The 14,883-nt window shown below is 66.6% G+C and carries 14 protein-coding genes and 1 pseudogene; 9 read left to right on the top strand and 6 right to left on the bottom strand.

Features of this window, described 5'->3' with window-relative positions; genetic code table 11:
• The first annotated feature begins 99 nt into the window (after nucleotides 1-99).
• From ABE459_RS19260 to ABE459_RS19250, 3 genes are all read left to right on the top strand, one after another.
• Entirely contained in the window at nucleotides 100-1,326 is a 1,227-nt protein-coding gene (locus tag ABE459_RS19260; RefSeq protein WP_323832005.1) for an efflux RND transporter periplasmic adaptor subunit, read from the top strand.
• A gap of 15 nt (nucleotides 1,327-1,341) precedes the next feature.
• Nucleotides 1,342-4,494 (top strand): CusA/CzcA family heavy metal efflux RND transporter, encoded by a 3,153-nt coding sequence (locus ABE459_RS19255; protein WP_323832007.1) that lies wholly within the window; start codon nucleotides 1,342-1,344, stop codon nucleotides 4,492-4,494.
• Nucleotides 4,495-4,754: 260 nt separating this feature from the next.
• A complete protein-coding gene (locus ABE459_RS19250) occupies nucleotides 4,755-5,687 on the top strand; it encodes an AlkA N-terminal domain-containing protein (protein WP_323832009.1) in 933 nt (310 codons plus the stop codon).
• Here the strand turns inward: ABE459_RS19250 and ABE459_RS19245 are convergent.
• Nucleotides 5,662-5,892: a DUF6555 family protein gene (locus ABE459_RS19245; protein ID WP_110995934.1), complete on the bottom strand. Its 231-nt coding sequence runs from the start codon at nucleotides 5,890-5,892 to the stop codon at nucleotides 5,662-5,664. The genes ABE459_RS19250 and ABE459_RS19245 overlap by 26 nt on opposite strands.
• 306 nt (nucleotides 5,893-6,198) lie before the next feature.
• Here ABE459_RS19245 and ABE459_RS19240 point away from each other — a divergent pair, with 306 nt between their 5' ends.
• Nucleotides 6,199-6,456, top strand: a complete 258-nt coding sequence (locus ABE459_RS19240) for a DUF1652 domain-containing protein (protein ID WP_125858397.1) — start codon at nucleotides 6,199-6,201, stop codon at nucleotides 6,454-6,456.
• 15 nt (nucleotides 6,457-6,471) lie between these two features.
• On the opposite strand, the pseudogene ABE459_RS19235 reads toward ABE459_RS19240, so the two are convergent.
• The 3 genes and pseudogenes from ABE459_RS19235 to ABE459_RS19225 all read right to left on the bottom strand — a co-directional run.
• Nucleotides 6,472-6,750 (bottom strand): annotated as a pseudogene (locus ABE459_RS19235) (YIP1 family protein); the annotation flags it as partial.
• Nucleotides 6,751-6,821: 71 nt separating this feature from the next.
• Entirely contained in the window at nucleotides 6,822-7,109 is a 288-nt protein-coding gene (locus tag ABE459_RS19230; protein WP_110995931.1) for a hypothetical protein, read from the bottom strand.
• 276 nt (nucleotides 7,110-7,385) lie between these two features.
• Entirely contained in the window at nucleotides 7,386-7,865 is a 480-nt protein-coding gene (locus ABE459_RS19225; protein WP_323832012.1) for a GNAT family N-acetyltransferase, read from the bottom strand.
• A 176-nt stretch (nucleotides 7,866-8,041) separates the two neighbouring features.
• Here ABE459_RS19225 and ABE459_RS19220 point away from each other — a divergent pair, with 176 nt between their 5' ends.
• The 5 genes from ABE459_RS19220 (at nucleotide 8,042) to ABE459_RS19200 (ending at nucleotide 13,200) form a co-directional block, all read left to right on the top strand.
• Nucleotides 8,042-8,662, top strand: coding sequence for a LysE family translocator (locus ABE459_RS19220; protein ID WP_125463802.1), 621 nt, complete (start codon nucleotides 8,042-8,044; stop codon nucleotides 8,660-8,662).
• 22 nt (nucleotides 8,663-8,684) lie between these two features.
• Complete coding sequence (locus ABE459_RS19215; protein ID WP_323832015.1) at nucleotides 8,685-9,557, top strand: alpha/beta hydrolase; 873 nt, start codon at nucleotides 8,685-8,687, stop codon at nucleotides 9,555-9,557.
• Nucleotides 9,558-9,715: 158 nt separating this feature from the next.
• A complete protein-coding gene (locus ABE459_RS19210; protein ID WP_323832017.1) occupies nucleotides 9,716-10,828 on the top strand; it encodes an HlyD family secretion protein in 1,113 nt (370 codons plus the stop codon).
• On the top strand, nucleotides 10,825-12,333 hold the full coding sequence (locus tag ABE459_RS19205; protein WP_125463805.1) for an MDR family MFS transporter: 1,509 nt from the start codon (nucleotides 10,825-10,827) through the stop codon (nucleotides 12,331-12,333). The genes ABE459_RS19210 and ABE459_RS19205 overlap by 4 nt, the downstream gene beginning before the upstream one ends.
• Before the next feature lie 105 nt (nucleotides 12,334-12,438).
• Nucleotides 12,439-13,200 carry a helix-turn-helix transcriptional regulator gene (locus ABE459_RS19200; protein ID WP_125463806.1) on the top strand — a complete coding sequence of 254 codons (762 nt, stop codon included), beginning with the start codon at nucleotides 12,439-12,441 and terminating at the stop codon, nucleotides 13,198-13,200.
• Here the strand turns inward: ABE459_RS19200 and ABE459_RS19195 are convergent.
• A complete protein-coding gene (locus ABE459_RS19195; RefSeq protein WP_323832019.1) occupies nucleotides 13,197-14,060 on the bottom strand; it encodes a CAP domain-containing protein in 864 nt (287 codons plus the stop codon). The genes ABE459_RS19200 and ABE459_RS19195 overlap by 4 nt on opposite strands.
• Before the next feature lie 183 nt (nucleotides 14,061-14,243).
• The gene (locus ABE459_RS19190) at nucleotides 14,244-14,855 is read right to left on the bottom strand and encodes a cell wall hydrolase (RefSeq protein ID WP_125463808.1); all 612 of its coding nucleotides are present in this window, start codon (nucleotides 14,853-14,855) and stop codon (nucleotides 14,244-14,246) included.
• Nucleotides 14,856-14,883: the final 28 nt, after the last annotated feature.

The raw sequence follows: 14,883 nt of genomic DNA, 5'->3' as shown, positions 1-14,883 counted from the left end.
GGGCAAGCACGCTCCCACGCAAGACAGTAGCGTGGGAGCGGGCTTGCCCCGCGATGGGGCCCGAATTGCAACTGACGATTTCCCCCAGCAGGAGCCTCCATGACCAACCCCCGCAAACTCGCGATCCTCGCCGCTGCCCTGGCCGCCCTCGGCCTCGGCGGCCTGGCCTGGACCGGCACCCTCGGCCAGGCCTCCAGTGCCCAGGCCCAGCACGATGACCATGGCGAAGAAGACCACGGCCATGCCGAAGAAAAGGACGATGGCCACGGCCATGCTGCGTCCGAAGGTGAAGACCACGCCGAAGAGGAGGGCCAACTGCACCTCACCGCCGAACAGATCCAGGCCGCAGGCGTGCAGCTGGTCACCGCTGGCCCGCAAACCCTGGGCACCGCCATCAGCTTCCCCGGCGAGATCCGTTTCGACGAAGACCGCACCGCCCACGTCGTGCCCCGGGTGCCCGGCGTGGTCGAGTCGGTGCACGCCGACCTCGGTCAGGCGGTCAAGCGCGGCCAGGTGCTGGCGGTGATCGCCAGCCAGCAGATCTCCGAACTGCGCAGCGAGCAGCAGGCGGCCCAGCGCCGTCTGGAACTGGCACGCCTGACCTTCGAGCGCGAAAAGCAGCTGTGGCAGGAGCGCATCAGCGCCGAGCAGGACTACCTGCAGGCCCGCCAGGCCCTGCAGGAGGCCGAAATCGCCGCCGCCAACGCCGGGCAGAAGGTCGCCGCCGTGGCGCCGGCCGGCAAGGGCAACCGCTATGAGCTGCGCGCGCCGTTCGATGCGGTGGTGGTGGAGAAACACCTGACCGTGGGCGAGGTGGTGGACGAGACCAGCAACGCCTTCACCCTGTCTGACCTGAGCCGGGTCTGGGCCACCTTCGCCGTGGCCCCGCGCGACCTGGACAAGGTGATCAGCGGTCGTGGCGTGACCGTCAGCGCACCGGACCTCGGCGCGCAGGTGCAAGGCAAGGTCAACTACGTCGGCAGCCTGTTGGGCGAGCAGAACCGCGCCGCCACCGTCCGCGCCACCCTGGCCAACCCCAATGGCGCCTGGCGCCCGGGGCTGTTCGTCAACATCGCCGTCACCGTCGAGCGTTTCGACGCGGCCGTGGTGGTGCCCGAAGCGGCCCTGCAAACCTGGGAAGAGCAGACCGTGGTGTTCGCCCGCACCGCGGAAGGCTTCGAGGCACGCCCGGTAAAACCAGGCCGCCGCGATGGCGGTCAGGTAGAGATCCACGAGGGGCTCGCCGCCGGTACCCAGGTGGCTGCCGCCGGCAGCTTCGTCCTCAAGTCCGAGCTGGGCAAAGGCTCGGCCGAACACAGCCACTGACCGGGAACGCCTGACATGTTCGAACGCCTGATCAAGTTCGCCATCGAGCAACGCCTGGTGGTGATGCTTGCCGTGGTGCTGATGGCCGCAGTGGGCATCCACAGCTACCAGAAACTGCCCATCGACGCGGTGCCCGACATCACCAACGTCCAGGTGCAGATCAACACCGCCGCGCCCGGTTATTCACCGCTGGAAACCGAGCAGCGCATCACCTTCGCCATCGAAACCGCCATGGCCGGCCTGCCGGGCCTCAAGCAGACCCGCTCGCTGTCGCGCTCGGGGTTGTCGCAGGTGACGGTGATCTTCGATGACAGCACCGATATCTTCTTCGCCCGCCAGCTGGTCAACGAGCGCCTGCAGGTGGCTCGCGAGCAGCTGCCCGAAGGCATCGAGGCAGCCATGGGGCCGATCTCCACCGGCCTGGGCGAGATCTTTTTGTGGACCGTGGAGGCCAGGGACGGCGCGCTGAAGGACGATGGCACGCCTTATACCGCCACCGACCTGCGGGTGATTCAGGACTGGATCATCAAGCCGCAGCTGCGCAACGTGCCGGGCGTGGCCGAGGTGAACAGCATCGGCGGCCATGCCAAGCAGTACCTGATCGCACCGGAGCCCAAGCGCCTGGCGGCCTACAAGCTGACCCTCAACGACCTGATCGGCGCCCTGGAGCGCAACAACGCCAACGTCGGCGCCGGCTACATCGAGCGCAACGGCGAACAGTTGCTGATCCGCGCGCCGGGCCAGGTGGCTTCGGCCGAGGACATCGCCAACATCGTCATTTCCAGTGTCGACGGCACGCCGATCCGCGTCAGCCATGTGGCCGAGGTGGGCCTGGGCCAGGAGCTGCGCTCGGGCGCGGCCACCGAGAATGGCCGTGAGGTGGTATTGGGCACGGTGTTCATGCTGATCGGCGAGAACAGCCGCACAGTGTCCCAGGCCGTGGCCGCCAAGCTGGAAGAGGTCAACCGCAGCCTGCCCAAGGGCGTGGTGGCGGTCACCGTGTACGACCGCACCAACCTGGTCGAAAAAGCCATCGCCACGGTTAAGAAGAACCTGATCGAAGGCGCGATCCTGGTGATCGCCGTGCTGTTCCTGTTCCTGGGCAACATCCGCGCCGCGCTGATCACCGCCATGGTGATCCCGTTGTCGATGCTGTTCACCTTTACCGGCATGTTCAGCAACAAGGTCAGCGCCAACCTGATGAGTCTCGGCGCCCTGGACTTCGGCATCATCGTCGACGGCGCGGTGGTGATCGTCGAGAACGCCATTCGCCGCCTGGCCCACGCCCAGCAGCGCCATGGCCGCATCCTGACCCGTGCCGAGCGCTTCCATGAAGTGTTCGCCGCCGCCCGCGAGGCGCGCCGGCCGCTGATCTACGGGCAGCTGATCATCATGGTGGTGTACCTGCCGATCTTTGCCCTGACCGGGGTCGAGGGCAAGATGTTCCACCCCATGGCCTTCACCGTGGTGCTGGCGCTGCTGGGGGCGATGATCCTCTCGGTGACCTTCGTGCCGGCGGCCATCGCCCTGTTCGTCACCGGCAAGGTGAAGGAAGAGGAGGGCGTGGTGATGCGCGCCGCGCGCCGCCGTTACGCCCCGGTGCTGGACTGGGTGCTGGGCCGGCGCAACCTGGCCTTTACCGGCGCCGCCACCCTGGTGCTGCTGTCGGGGGTGCTGGCCAACCGCATGGGCAGCGAGTTCATCCCCAGCCTCAGCGAGGGCGACTTCGCCCTGCAGGCCTTGCGTGTGCCGGGCACCAGCCTGTCGCAGTCGGTGGACATGCAGCAGCGCCTGGAAAAGACCATCATCGAGCGGGTGCCGGAAGTGGAGCGGGTGTTCGCCCGTACCGGTACGGCGGAAATCGCCTCCGACCCTATGCCGCCGAACATCTCCGATGCCTACGTGATGCTCAAGCCCCGCGAGCAATGGCAAGACCCGGGCAAACCGCGGGATGAGCTGATCGCCGATGTGCAACGCGCTGCAGCCAGCGTGCCGGGCAGCAACTACGAGCTGTCGCAGCCGATCCAGCTGCGTTTCAACGAGCTGATCTCCGGGGTGCGCAGCGATGTCGCGGTGAAGGTGTTCGGTGACGACATGGAGGTGCTCAACCGCACCGCCGCGCAGATCGCCGCCGGCCTGCAGCAGGTGCCGGGGGCGTCGGAAGTGAAAGTCGAGCAGACCACCGGCCTGCCGGTGCTGACCATCGACATCGACCGTGACAAGGCCGCACGTTACGGCTTGAACGTGGGTGATGTGCAGGACGCCATCGCCATCGCCGTGGGCGGGCGCAGCGCCGGCACCCTGTACGAGGGCGACCGCCGCTTCGACATGGTGGTGCGACTGCCCGAAACCCTGCGCACCGATGTGGACGGGCTGTCCAGCCTGTTGATCCCGGTGCCCGCCAGTGCCGCCAGCGGCGCCACGCAGATCGGTTTCATCCCGTTGTCCCAGGTGGCCACGTTGAACCTGCAACTGGGCCCCAACCAGATCAGCCGCGAGGACGGCAAGCGGGTGGTGGTGGTCAGCGCCAACGTGCGCGGGCGTGACCTCGGCTCGTTCGTCGAAGAGGCGTCGCAGGCGCTGATCGACGAGGTGCAGATCCCGCCGGGCTACTGGACCCGCTGGGGCGGCCAGTTCGAGCAGCTGCAGTCGGCCGCCGAGCGCCTGCGGGTGGTGGTACCGGTGTCGTTGCTGCTGGTGATGGCGCTGCTGCTGATGATGTTCAACAACCTCAAGGACGGCCTGCTGGTGTTCACCGGTATTCCGTTTGCCCTGACTGGCGGTGTGCTGGCGCTGTGGCTGCGGGATATTCCGCTGTCGATCTCGGCGGGGGTGGGGTTCATCGCGCTGTCGGGGGTGGCAGTGCTCAACGGGCTGGTGATGATTGCCTTTATCCGCAACCTGCGCGAAGAGGGGCGCGGGCTGCGTGCGGCGGTCGAGGAGGGCGCGCTGACCCGCCTGCGCCCGGTGCTGATGACCGCATTGGTGGCGTCGCTGGGGTTCATCCCCATGGCCCTGGCCACTGGCACCGGCGCCGAGGTGCAGCGGCCGTTGGCTACCGTGGTGATTGGCGGCATCCTGTCGTCCACCGCGCTGACCCTGCTGGTGTTGCCGGCGTTGTATCAGTGGGCGCATCGGCGGGATGAGGAGATCGAGGTTCGATCCTGACGAGGGCTCGCCAATGCGCCGGGCAGCGCGCATGATAACGCCTCGTCGCCGGCTTGCTCGCCCATAGGCACAGCGCTGTTTCTGAGGGGCTTGTGGGGTAACTGTCTGGTGTTGCCCTCAAGGCCCAATCGCTGGCAAGCCAGCTCCCACAGGTACAACGCCGATCCCCAGACCTGCGCTGTACCTGTGAGAGCTGGCTTGCCAGCGATTGGGCCGCGCAGCAGCCCCAAAGGCTGCCTGTCAGGACTTATCGACCTCCCATGACCCGCCTTTCCTCCCTCCACGCCGTCCGCCGCGCCCTGCGCCCGGGCGGCGTGCACCTGCTCTGGCTGCGCTACCAGCCGCCCTATCACTGGCCCTCGACCCAGGCCTTCCTGGCTGCGCGCTGCATCCCCGGTATCGAAACCTTCGCCGATGGCGTGTACCGGCGCAGCTTTGTCCATGCCGGCCGGCACGGCGTGCTGGAAGCGACCCCGGTAGCAGGCCCCTGGCTGCAGGTGCGCCTGCATGAAGTGGCGCCGGCGCTGTTGCCGGGGTTGATCGCGCGCCTGCGCCGGGTATACGACCTGGATGCGCGCCCGGCACAGATTGCCGCCGGGCTGGCCGGCGACGCGCTCATGGCGCGGTTGCTCGCTGCGCGCCCCGGTTTGCGTGTACCCCAGGGCTGGGATGCTTTCGAACAGGCCATGCGCACGGTGCTCGGCCAGCAGATTAGCGTGGCCGGGGCGATGACCCTGGCCGGGCGCCTGGTGACGCGGCATGGGGCGTTGCTGCAGGTGGAGGCGGCTGCGCTGAGCCATGTATTCCCCTCGGCCTTGGCGGTGGCGGCGGCTGAACTCGAAGGGCTGGGTATGCCACGGGCCCGGGCGGCCACCCTCGGCACCCTGGCCAGGGCGCTGCTTGAGCAGCCGAACCTGCTGCAGCCTGGGCAAACCCTGGACGTGGTGCTCGCACGTTTATGCAGCTTGAAGGGCATCGGCCCGTGGAGTGCCCACTACCTGGCCCTGCGCCAGGTGGGGGCCAGGGATGCCTTGCCGTTGGGCGATGTGGCGCTGGTCAAGGCCCTGCGCCTGCTGGAGGGGCCGCAGGTGCTGCTGGCCGAGCGGGCCTTGGCCTGGCGGCCATGGCGCGCTTATGCGGCGCAGCACCTATGGGCGTCGTTGGCGCTCACTGGCCCGATTGGCGCCAGCTGACTTCGCTGATGCCGTAGCGCTCGGCCATGGGCCGACTGACTTTGCGGATCTTTTCGCGGTCGTAGCGACCGATACGGCCCACACCGGCATCGCAACTGGCCCAGTGCCAGGCTTCGGCGTTGTCCATTCGCTCGGCGCGGATGATGAACGTCTTGTGCTGGCCGTGCAGTGCGTAGTCGATCACATAGAGTTTGGCGTCGATCATCGGGGTTCCTTTGGTCAAGCGGGTCCATGCCTGATTGTGGGAGCCGCGCCAGGTCGGAAAAGTTTTACCCGATGCGGGTGACGGGGGACGAACGGTCATGTGCCTGCCATCTGTCGCCAAGTTGCCGTCAATGATCGAACCCTGGCTGCAGGGGCGTGTTCTTCCACTAAGGTGCTAGAGGATCTTGCGCGTCATCATTGCCCGGGCGAATGGACCACCCCCAGGGCATGGGCAATATCAATTGGCACTGCGCCGGTTTACGGCGTAACCACACAACAGGCCATCCAGTATAGAGAGGGTCGTACCATGTCGTTGATAGGCGTTTCGATGCTTGAGATGCGGCAGATGATCGAACAGGGCTGCCTGCCCGATCACTGCGAGGTGAGTTGCCCGGACGGCGAACACCTCACCATCCGCCTGAGCCAGGGCGACAACCTGGGAGAGTGCTTCACCACCGAAGTGTCGGTGGCCAGCCTCAACAGTTGCCGTGACCTGGTGGCGTTGGTGGCGCAGCTCAAACAGCACCACCACGCGCAGGCGCAGCCGCTCAAGGCCATTGCCTGAGCGCGAGGTGCCCGGTCAGCCGAGGCTGGCCGGGCGCACGTATTCCGGCATCAGGCCGTTGGACCAGAACAGGATCATCGCCACCAGGATGGTCACCAGCAGCAACAGACCCACCCCCCATACACAGGTCGCGAACAGCATGGCCTGCTCTTTGCGCAGGCGCAAAAATGTCTGCAAACCGCCATACAGCAGCACGCTGGCGTAAGCGCTGGCTGCCAGCAGCGCCAGTAACGCCAGCCAGCGCATCGGCAGCAGGCCGACCACCCCGGCGACGAACCAGGGTGTAGCGCAGTAGCGCGCATCCTCTTTCAATGGAGGCGTCGGGATCGCGGCGGGTTCAGCTCAGTTCGCTGCCGTTGATCGCCTTATTGCAGCTCGAGCAGCAGGTTCAAGCCACCGTCGCCGCATTTGCCCTGCTCTCGGACCACGCCGTGGTAGCTGCGGCCATCCCAGGTAAACGCCACGCTGTGGGCGCGCTCGACCTTGTCCGGCAGCGGCGGGCAGATATGCAGGCGTAGTGCGGGGCGGCCTTGCAGGGTGAGGGCAGCGAGTTGTGCCTGGCATTCGACGCTCGACGCCACCGGGCCGAACAGGGTGTCGCGGACGTAATCCAGTTGCAGGCAGGCATTGGGTGCGCGGCAGGGCATCTTCATGGCGCTGCGGGGGAGCGAGTGAACATGGCAGGGCTCCTGGCGAAAGATGGCAAGGCATCAAACGTTGGAGGCCAGAAACGGGGGGATGTTCAAAGCGCTTCGAAGGAAATTTTGCCGGTGCTGATCCCTCTGTAGGAGCGGCCTTGTGTCGCGAAAGGGCTGCGAAGCGGCCCCAGCTTTCAGCTACGCAACAAAGATCGCCGGGGCTGCTGCGCAGCCCTTTCGCGACACAAGGCCGCTCCTACAAGGTGCGTGTCAGCCGTCAGTCGACAGCCGTCAGCCCTCGGCGAACTGGCGCAGGCGCTCGCCGTCCAGGCGATAGCGAATCCACTCATCCTGCGGCTCTGCGCCCAGCGACTGGTAAAAACCAATCGCTGGCTCGTTCCAGTCCAGCACGCTCCACTCAAGGCGCCCGCAGTTGTTTGCCAGCGCTTCCCGGGCGATATGGCGCAGCAGCGTGCGCCCGGCGCCATCACCGCGCTGCTGCGGGGTGACGTACAGGTCTTCGAGGTAGATGCCGTTGCGCCCCAGCCAGGTGGAGTAGCTGTAGAAGTACACGGCAAACCCGATGGCCTGGCCGTCGCGCTCGCAGATCAGGCTGTGCACGGTGCTGACTGGGTCGAACAGGCTGTGCTCGATATCGGCGAGGCTGGCCACCACTTCGTGGCGGGCGCGTTCGTAGTCGGCCAGTTCGGTGATGAAGGCAAGGATTTGCGCGGCGTCGCTGCGTACGGCAGGGCGAATGGTCAGGCTCATGGTCGGGCTTCCTTGTATTGGGGCTGGCGCCATCGTACTGGTCCGGCAGCGCAGAAGCGATATGACCAGTTCAGTAGAGTGTATTCATGCAATTTTGCTTAACTGTATCGGTCGACCGCCGTACGGCTCCGTTACTGTGTGGCAACACATAACGAGAAACTCGGAAGACTGCCGCCATGCTTGCCTCGCTCGATCTGCTCAGCGCCTTCGTGCTGTTCGCCTTCGTATCCTCCATCACCCCCGGCCCCAACAACACCATGTTGCTGGCCTCGGGGGTCAACTTCGGGGTGCGCCGCAGCATCCCCCATGCGCTGGGCATCAGCATCGGCTTCATGCTGATGGTGCTGGCGGTGGGCCTGGGGCTGGGCGAGGTGTTCAAGGCCTGGCCGCCGCTGTACAGCATCCTGCGCTATGCCGGCGCCGCCTATCTGCTGTACCTGGCATGGAAGATCGCCACCTCCGGGCCGATGTCCGGTGACACTGCCGGCAGCCGCAAACCGTTGGGGTTCTGGGGTGCAGCAGCCTTCCAGTGGGTCAACCCCAAGGCCTGGGTGATGGCGGTGGGGGCGATCACCACCTACACCCCGGCCCAAGGCTATGTGTTCAATGTGATCGTGATCGCCGCCGTGTTCGGCCTGGTCAACCTGCCCAGTGTCGGGGTCTGGGTGATGTTCGGCAGCGCCTTGCGCAACCTGTTGCGCAATCCGCGCGCGGTGGTGCTGTTCAATGTCCTGATGGCCGTGCTGCTGGTGATTTCGCTGTATCCGCTGTTGTTTGTAGAATCGTCGTTTTCCTAGAACCGACGAGTGCAGTAAACAGATGGAGTTGATTCCCTGGTCCCATGAATGCGCCGAAGGCTTCACCCTGCGCGGCTGGCGCATGCCGCCCAGTGGCCGGCCATTGCTGCATTTCCTGCACGGCAACGGTTTCTGCTGCCTGGCCTACCAGCCCTTGCTGCTGCGCCTGGCGGAGCACTTCGACCTGTGGCTGAGCGATGTGCAGGGCCATGGCGACAGTGATCACGGCGGCAACTTCGTTGGTTGGAACCGCACGGCGGCGCTGGCGGTGGAAGCATTCGAGGCCGGGCGTGGCGAGTACGGCGACGTGCCTCGCTTTGCGGTCGGCCACAGTTTTGGCGGGGTGCTCACCGGCCTGATCCTGGCCGGCCAACCGCAGCTGTTCCAGCGCGCGGTGCTGCTCGACCCTGTACTGTTCAGCCGGCGCATGCTGGGGGTGATGGGCGCTGCCGCGCTGGTCGGCCTGCACCGGCGCCACGCCCTCGCTCGCAAGGCCGCGACCCGCCGCAGCCACTGGCCGGATCGCCAGGCAGCGCTGGCTGCGCTGCAGGGGCGCGGTATCTTCAAGGGCTGGAGCGAAACCGCGCTGCACGCCTATGTGGAGCATGCCATCGGCGATTGCGGCGAAGGCGTGGTGCTCAAATGCCGGCCCAGCCGCGAGGTGGAAATCTTCAGTTCGTTCCCTGCGCGCATGTGGCAGCAACTGCTGGCCATCTCCACACCCACGCGCATCCTCTACGGTGAGCACACTTATCCGTTCGTGCCCCACTCGGTACAGCGCCTGGCCAGGCTGAACAGCCAGGTGAGTGCGCAGCAGGTGGCGGGTGGGCATTGCTTCATGCAGGAAGACCCGGTGATGGCGGCGGAGCAGGTGGTGGCGTTTCTGGGAAGCTGATGGCCGGCTTGTCGCAGGGCAAGTCGCAGCGGCGCACCGGCGCATCCAAGCGTCGAGCAGCGGTGTCCATTTTGCGACGATAGGTTGCCGATTCACGCGCGAACGACAAGCGCGAATTCCTTACGCTGGTGCTCCCCCATAACGGATGGAGCCCAGTCATGAACCAGGCGGTCAGCCCAGACCCACAACACGTCCTCGAACGGCAGCACCGGCGGCAACGCTGGCTGCGCCTGGGCCTGTGCGGCGGCTTGGGGCTGGCGGTACTCGGCTACGGCGCGTACTGGTGGCTGGACGCCCGTTTTTTGCAGCAGACCGACGACGCCTATGTGCGCGCCGACTGGGCGCCGGTCAGTGCCCGGGTCAGCGGCTACGTGGCTGACGTGCTGGTGGCCGACAACGCGCAGGTCAAGGCTGGCGACCTGCTGGTGCGCCTGGACCCGCGCGATTTTCGCGAGCGTCTGCGCCAGGCGCAAGCACGCCAGGCGGTGAGCGAGGCGGCGGTGCAGGTGCAGCGCATGCGCCTGCACACATTCGCCGCTGAACAGGACGAGCAGGTACAGGTGATCGCTCGTGCCGCCGCCGAACAGCTCGGTAGCCGCGGCGAAGCCCAGCGCGCCGAGGCCGACTGGCAGCGCTACCAGCGCCTGGCCGCGTCCCAGGCGGTCAGTGTGCAACGCACCGAGCAGGCCCGCGCCACGCGTATCCAGGCCAGCGCGCTGCAGCACGCGGCCGCTGCCGAGCTGGCCCGGCAGCATGCGCGCAAGGCCGTGCTGGCTCAGCAGGGCCGGCAGTTGCAGGCCGAATTGCGGCAGCGCGAGGCCGACCTGGAACAGGCCCGCGCCGAAGCAGCCTTGGCCAGTAGCGCACTGGCCGATACCGAGATCCGCGCGCCCTTCGATGGTGTGGTCGGCCAGCGCAAGGTGCGCCAGCAACAGTACGTCACTCCTGGCCTGCCACTGTTGGCGGTGGTGCCCGTGGCGCAGGCCTATGTGGTGGCCAACTTCAAGGAAACCCAGCTGGCGCGGCTGCGCCCCGGGCAGGCGGTCAGCCTCGAAATCGATACCTTCGGCCAGCACTGGCGTGGCACGGTCGACAGTGTTTCGCCTGGCTCGGGCGCGGTGTTCGCGCTGCTGCCACCGGACAATGCCACCGGTAATTTCACCAAGATCGTCCAGCGCTTTCCGGTGCGTATACAGCTTGAGCAGTCGCCAGGCGACACCTCCCGGCTGCTGCCGGGCATGTCGGTGATCGCCACGGTGGATACCCGATGAACGTTGATGAAAAGGTTTCCCTGCGCGCTTGGGTGGCGGTCGTCGGCGGCCTGTTCGGCTGTTTCATGGCCGGCATGAACGTGCATGTCACCAGCGCCGCGTTGCCGGAAATCGAGGGGGCGCTGGGGGCCAGCTTCGAGGAAGGTTCGTGGATTTCCACCGCCTACCTGGTGGCAGAGATCAGCATGATCCCGCTGACCGCCTGGCTGGTGCAGGTGTTTTCGCTGCGCCGGGTGATGCTGGTGGGCTCCCTGGTGTTCCTGGCCAGTTCGGTCAGTTGCGCCCTGGCCCCAAGCCTTGCGGCAATGATCAGCTTGCGGGTGATCCAGGGGGCTTCCGGCGCGGTGCTGATTCCGTTGTCGATGCAACTGATCATCACCGAACTGCCGGCCAGCCGCCTGCCCCTGGGCATGGCGCTGTTCAGCCTGGCCAACAGCGTGGCCCAGGCCGCCGGGCCATCGATCGGCGGCTGGCTTACCGACCTGTACTCCTGGCGGTGGATCTTCCTGTTGCAATTGCCGCCGGGAATCGCCCTGCTGGCGGCGGTGGCCTGGTCCATCAGGCGCCAGGCCGGTGATCACGGCGCGTTGCGCAAGGCCGACTGGCTCGGCATCGCGGCCATGGCGCTGGGCCTGGGCGCGCTGCAGATCGTGCTGGAGGAGGGGGGGCGCAAGGACTGGTTCGATTCGCCCTTCATCATCACCTTCAGCCTGGTCGCCGGTTTTGCCTTGGCGCTTTTCATCCAGCGCCAGCTTTGGGGCGCGCGTCCGTTCATCAACCTGCGGCTGTTGGGCGGCTACAACTTCGGCGTCGCCAGCCTGGCCATGGCGGTGTTCGGTGCGGCAACCTTTGGCCTGGTGTTCCTGGTGCCCAACTACCTGTCGCTGGTGCAGGGCTACAGCGCCAGCGAGATCGGCAAGAGCCTGATCGCCTATGGCCTGGTGCAGCTTCTACTGGCGCCGCTGCTGCCGCGCCTGATGCGCTGGCTCAACGCCAAGCTGCTGGTGGCCGGCGGTTTCGCCATCATGGCCCTGGGCTGCTGGCTGGGCGCGCAACTGACGGTGGATGCGGGCAGCAACGTGATCATTCCCTCCACGGTGGTGCGCGGCATTGGCCAGCCGCTGATCATGGTGGCGTTGTCGGTACTGGCGGTCAAAGGCCTGGACAAGGCCCAGGCCGGCTCGGCCTCGGCGTTGATCTCGATGCTGCGCAACCTGGGTGGTGCCTTGGGCACGGCCTTGTTGACGCAACTGGTGTCGCAGCGCGAGCGCTTCCATTCGGTGCGCATCGGCGAGGGGCTGACGCTGTTCGACGGCGCGTTGCAGCAGCGGCTGCCGGGCGGGATGGTCGACCCGCAGTCGCCCGAGGTCATGCAGACCTTGGCGCTGATCGACCGCAGCGTGCGCGAGCAGGCGTACCTGATGGCTTACTCGGATGCGTTCTTCCTGGCTTGCGTGGCGTTGCTGGGGTGCGCGCTGGCGGCGTTGTTGTTGCGCAGTCGTTGATAGCTCGTTTACCCATCGCACTTGCGTGCGCCACCTCATGCAGGCCAGTGAAATTCCCCTGGCAGCCTGCCAATATGGCCATTCACTGACTGCGGAACACTCCCCATGCCCCGCCCGATCATCCTCCCACTCGCCGAGAACTACCGCCACGGCGAGCACATCGCTGCGCACTGCCACGACCGCGCGCAGCTGATCCACGCCATCAGCGGCGTGATTACGGTCACTGCCCGGGAGGGCAACTGGGTGGTGCCGCCCGGGCGTGGGGTGTGGGTGCCGGCTGCGAGCGAGCATGAATTGAGGATGGCCGGCGTGGTGCGTATGCGCACCCTGTTCGTCGACGCTGATGCGCGCCCGGACCTGCCGCGCCAGTGCCAGGTGATCGAGATCTCGCCGCTGCTGCGCGAGCTGATCATCCGGGCCATGGACATAGCACCCGATCACCCGGCCCATGGGCGGGAGGCGCGGATCATGCAACTGATCCTCGATGAGATCCGCGTGTTGCCGGTGGCCGCCCTGCATGTGCCCAGCCCACGCTCGCCGGCCTTGCAGGCGCTGTGCGAGGCGCTGCGGCTGGCGCCGGCAGAGGACTGGAGCCTGGCCCGGGCGGCGGCGCACTGTGGGCTCAATGCCCGCACCCTGACCCGCGCGTTCCAGCGCGAGACGGGCCTGAGCCTGGTGCAGTGGCTGCGGCGCATGCGCCTGCTGGCCGGGCTGGATGCGCTGGCGGCTGGGCATTCGGTGCTTGAGGTGGCGCTGGACCAGGGCTACGACAGCCCCAGCGCGTTCAGCGCTATGTTCCGGCGCACGCTGGGGGTTTCGCCGTCGGTCTACTTCGGCCGGGGCGGCGAGGCGGGCTGGCCGGTCTAGTCTTTTTGCGGTGTGCCGAACATCCCGGTCCAGTAGATCCCTGCGTCGCTTTTCGGGTCTGTCGCGTAGGCGGCGCCGAGGTCGCGGTAGTCCGGGTTCATCAGGGTGGCGCAATGCCCGGGGCTGGCCAGCCAGCCATCGACCACCTTGCGTGCGGTATCGCTCCCGGCGGCGATGTTTTCGCCAAGCTGCTGGTAGTTGTAGTCGGCCAGGTCGGCGCGGTCATCCGGGGTGCGACCGTCGCGATCGATGTGATCGAAGAAATTCTGGTTGGCCATGTTGCGCGAGTGGTTGGCGGCGACGCCGGCCAGCACGCTGTTCCAGGTCAGCGGCTTGGCGGCGGGGAAGGGCTGGCCACCGCACTGGCGCGGTACGCCGCGGGCAGCGTTGATCTCCTGCAGCAGCTTCTGCCCCTCGGCCTGCCAGTCGCCCAGGCGCCCACTGAGCAGCGGCCGGGCGAGCACGATGCGCCAGTCGCGGCCCTCCTGGCTGACGCCGATGTCGATGAACTGCGGGTCGAGCACCACCTGGCAGAAGCTCTCTTCGATGGCCTTCATCGCCGCTTTCGCATCGCGCGGCCCGGACAGGCTGATGGCCTGCACGTTGACCATGGGGTAGGCGGCGCGGCTCATGGCCTGCTGCAGGTCACGGGTGCCTTCGGGCGACAGCGCCAGGCGGGTGTCGCTGTTGAGCGGCGGCAACTCCAGCGAGGCCCCGCCGCCACAGTGCTGGGACTGGCTGCGGTAGACGTTGATCGTATCGATCAGTTGCGCTTCTTCGCCGCTGATGGCCTGGGCACCGGTCGAGGCGAGCAGGCCCAGCGACAGGCCGAAGAAGCAGGCAACGGATGGGACGCGCATGTGGATCTCCCTGTACTGGCAGCGTCTGCTTGTGCGCTGCCCATCCTACACAAGCGCAGGGCTTTTGGCCCAGCGATGTGCAGGGCTGTGAACCCTTGGTCATTCGTTGTGATGCGGTGTAGGGGTGGGTAGACCGCCTGCCGGCGCAAAAGTGCGATCCATGCTGCACCCAGCGCCGTACCCTCAACGCGCCAGCGCCTGGTTCGGCTTGTAGAACAGGAAATGGGTGGTTTGTGCCGTCTGCCGGTAAGTCTTGGCCCAGTCGGGATGTACGGTGCGGTCATGGAAGTACAGCGCACCATCCGTAGGGTCCTTGAGCTGCTGGTTCAGGGCCTTGCGCGCGATCTCCTTGGCCACCGCGTAACGTTGTTCCTCTTCCACCTGGTCGGGGCGCCCGTCGCACCACCAGGAAAACTGGCAGCTCTTGCTCTCCACCCCTTGCTTGACCACGCCGCAGATGGTGTTGGGGAAACCGTCATGGCCCAGGCGGTTGAGCACCACGCTGGCCACCGCGCTCATGTCCTCGCTGTCGGCGCCCTTGGCTTCCCAGTAGATGGTGCGGGCCAGACAGGTGATGCTGTCGTCCATCGGTGCCTGGCCGGCCGGGTCGACCGCCTGCACTTCGGTGGGGGTGATGGTCTCGGCCTTTTTCGGTGGCGGCGCGTCCTCCACCACCTTTTCCTCCAGCACTTGCGCCTTGTCTTCGGCGACGGCGGCCTTCTGGCTGTCGGCGGCGGTGAGCGGGCCAGCAAGCAGGGTTAGCGACAAGCCGAACAGCATCCACGAAAGGCGCATGGTCGAGGTTCCGAGTGGTGGGCTGATG

The organism is Pseudomonas sp. TWI923 (genome assembly GCF_039673365.1).
In the GTDB taxonomy this organism is placed as follows: Bacteria; Pseudomonadota; Gammaproteobacteria; order Pseudomonadales; family Pseudomonadaceae; genus Aquipseudomonas; species Aquipseudomonas sichuanensis.
Note: the sequence above shows the minus strand (reverse complement) of the source record. Positions and strands in the feature narration are given on the sequence as shown.

What these genes read in the sequence shown, in the direction of transcription:
- ABE459_RS19225 (WP_323832012.1), bottom strand. Translation starts at nt 7,865, where the DNA reads ATGAGCCTGACCATTCGCCCTGCCGTACGCAGCGACGCCGCGCAAATC.
- ABE459_RS19245 (WP_110995934.1), bottom strand. Translation starts at nt 5,892, where the DNA reads ATGATCGACGCCAAACTCTATGTGATCGACTACGCACTGCACGGCCAG.
- ABE459_RS19230 (WP_110995931.1), bottom strand. Translation starts at nt 7,109, where the DNA reads ATGAAGATGCCCTGCCGCGCACCCAATGCCTGCCTGCAACTGGATTAC.
- ABE459_RS19240 (WP_125858397.1), top strand. Translation starts at nt 6,199, where the DNA reads ATGTCGTTGATAGGCGTTTCGATGCTTGAGATGCGGCAGATGATCGAA.
- ABE459_RS19255 (WP_323832007.1), top strand. Translation starts at nt 1,342, where the DNA reads ATGTTCGAACGCCTGATCAAGTTCGCCATCGAGCAACGCCTGGTGGTG.
- ABE459_RS19250 (WP_323832009.1), top strand. Translation starts at nt 4,755, where the DNA reads ATGACCCGCCTTTCCTCCCTCCACGCCGTCCGCCGCGCCCTGCGCCCG.
- ABE459_RS19205 (WP_125463805.1), top strand. Translation starts at nt 10,825, where the DNA reads ATGAACGTTGATGAAAAGGTTTCCCTGCGCGCTTGGGTGGCGGTCGTC.
- ABE459_RS19200 (WP_125463806.1), top strand. Translation starts at nt 12,439, where the DNA reads ATGCCCCGCCCGATCATCCTCCCACTCGCCGAGAACTACCGCCACGGC.
- ABE459_RS19220 (WP_125463802.1), top strand. Translation starts at nt 8,042, where the DNA reads ATGCTTGCCTCGCTCGATCTGCTCAGCGCCTTCGTGCTGTTCGCCTTC.
- ABE459_RS19195 (WP_323832019.1), bottom strand. Translation starts at nt 14,060, where the DNA reads ATGCGCGTCCCATCCGTTGCCTGCTTCTTCGGCCTGTCGCTGGGCCTG.
- ABE459_RS19215 (WP_323832015.1), top strand. Translation starts at nt 8,685, where the DNA reads ATGGAGTTGATTCCCTGGTCCCATGAATGCGCCGAAGGCTTCACCCTG.
- ABE459_RS19210 (WP_323832017.1), top strand. Translation starts at nt 9,716, where the DNA reads ATGAACCAGGCGGTCAGCCCAGACCCACAACACGTCCTCGAACGGCAG.
- ABE459_RS19260 (WP_323832005.1), top strand. Translation starts at nt 100, where the DNA reads ATGACCAACCCCCGCAAACTCGCGATCCTCGCCGCTGCCCTGGCCGCC.
- ABE459_RS19190 (WP_125463808.1), bottom strand. Translation starts at nt 14,855, where the DNA reads ATGCGCCTTTCGTGGATGCTGTTCGGCTTGTCGCTAACCCTGCTTGCT.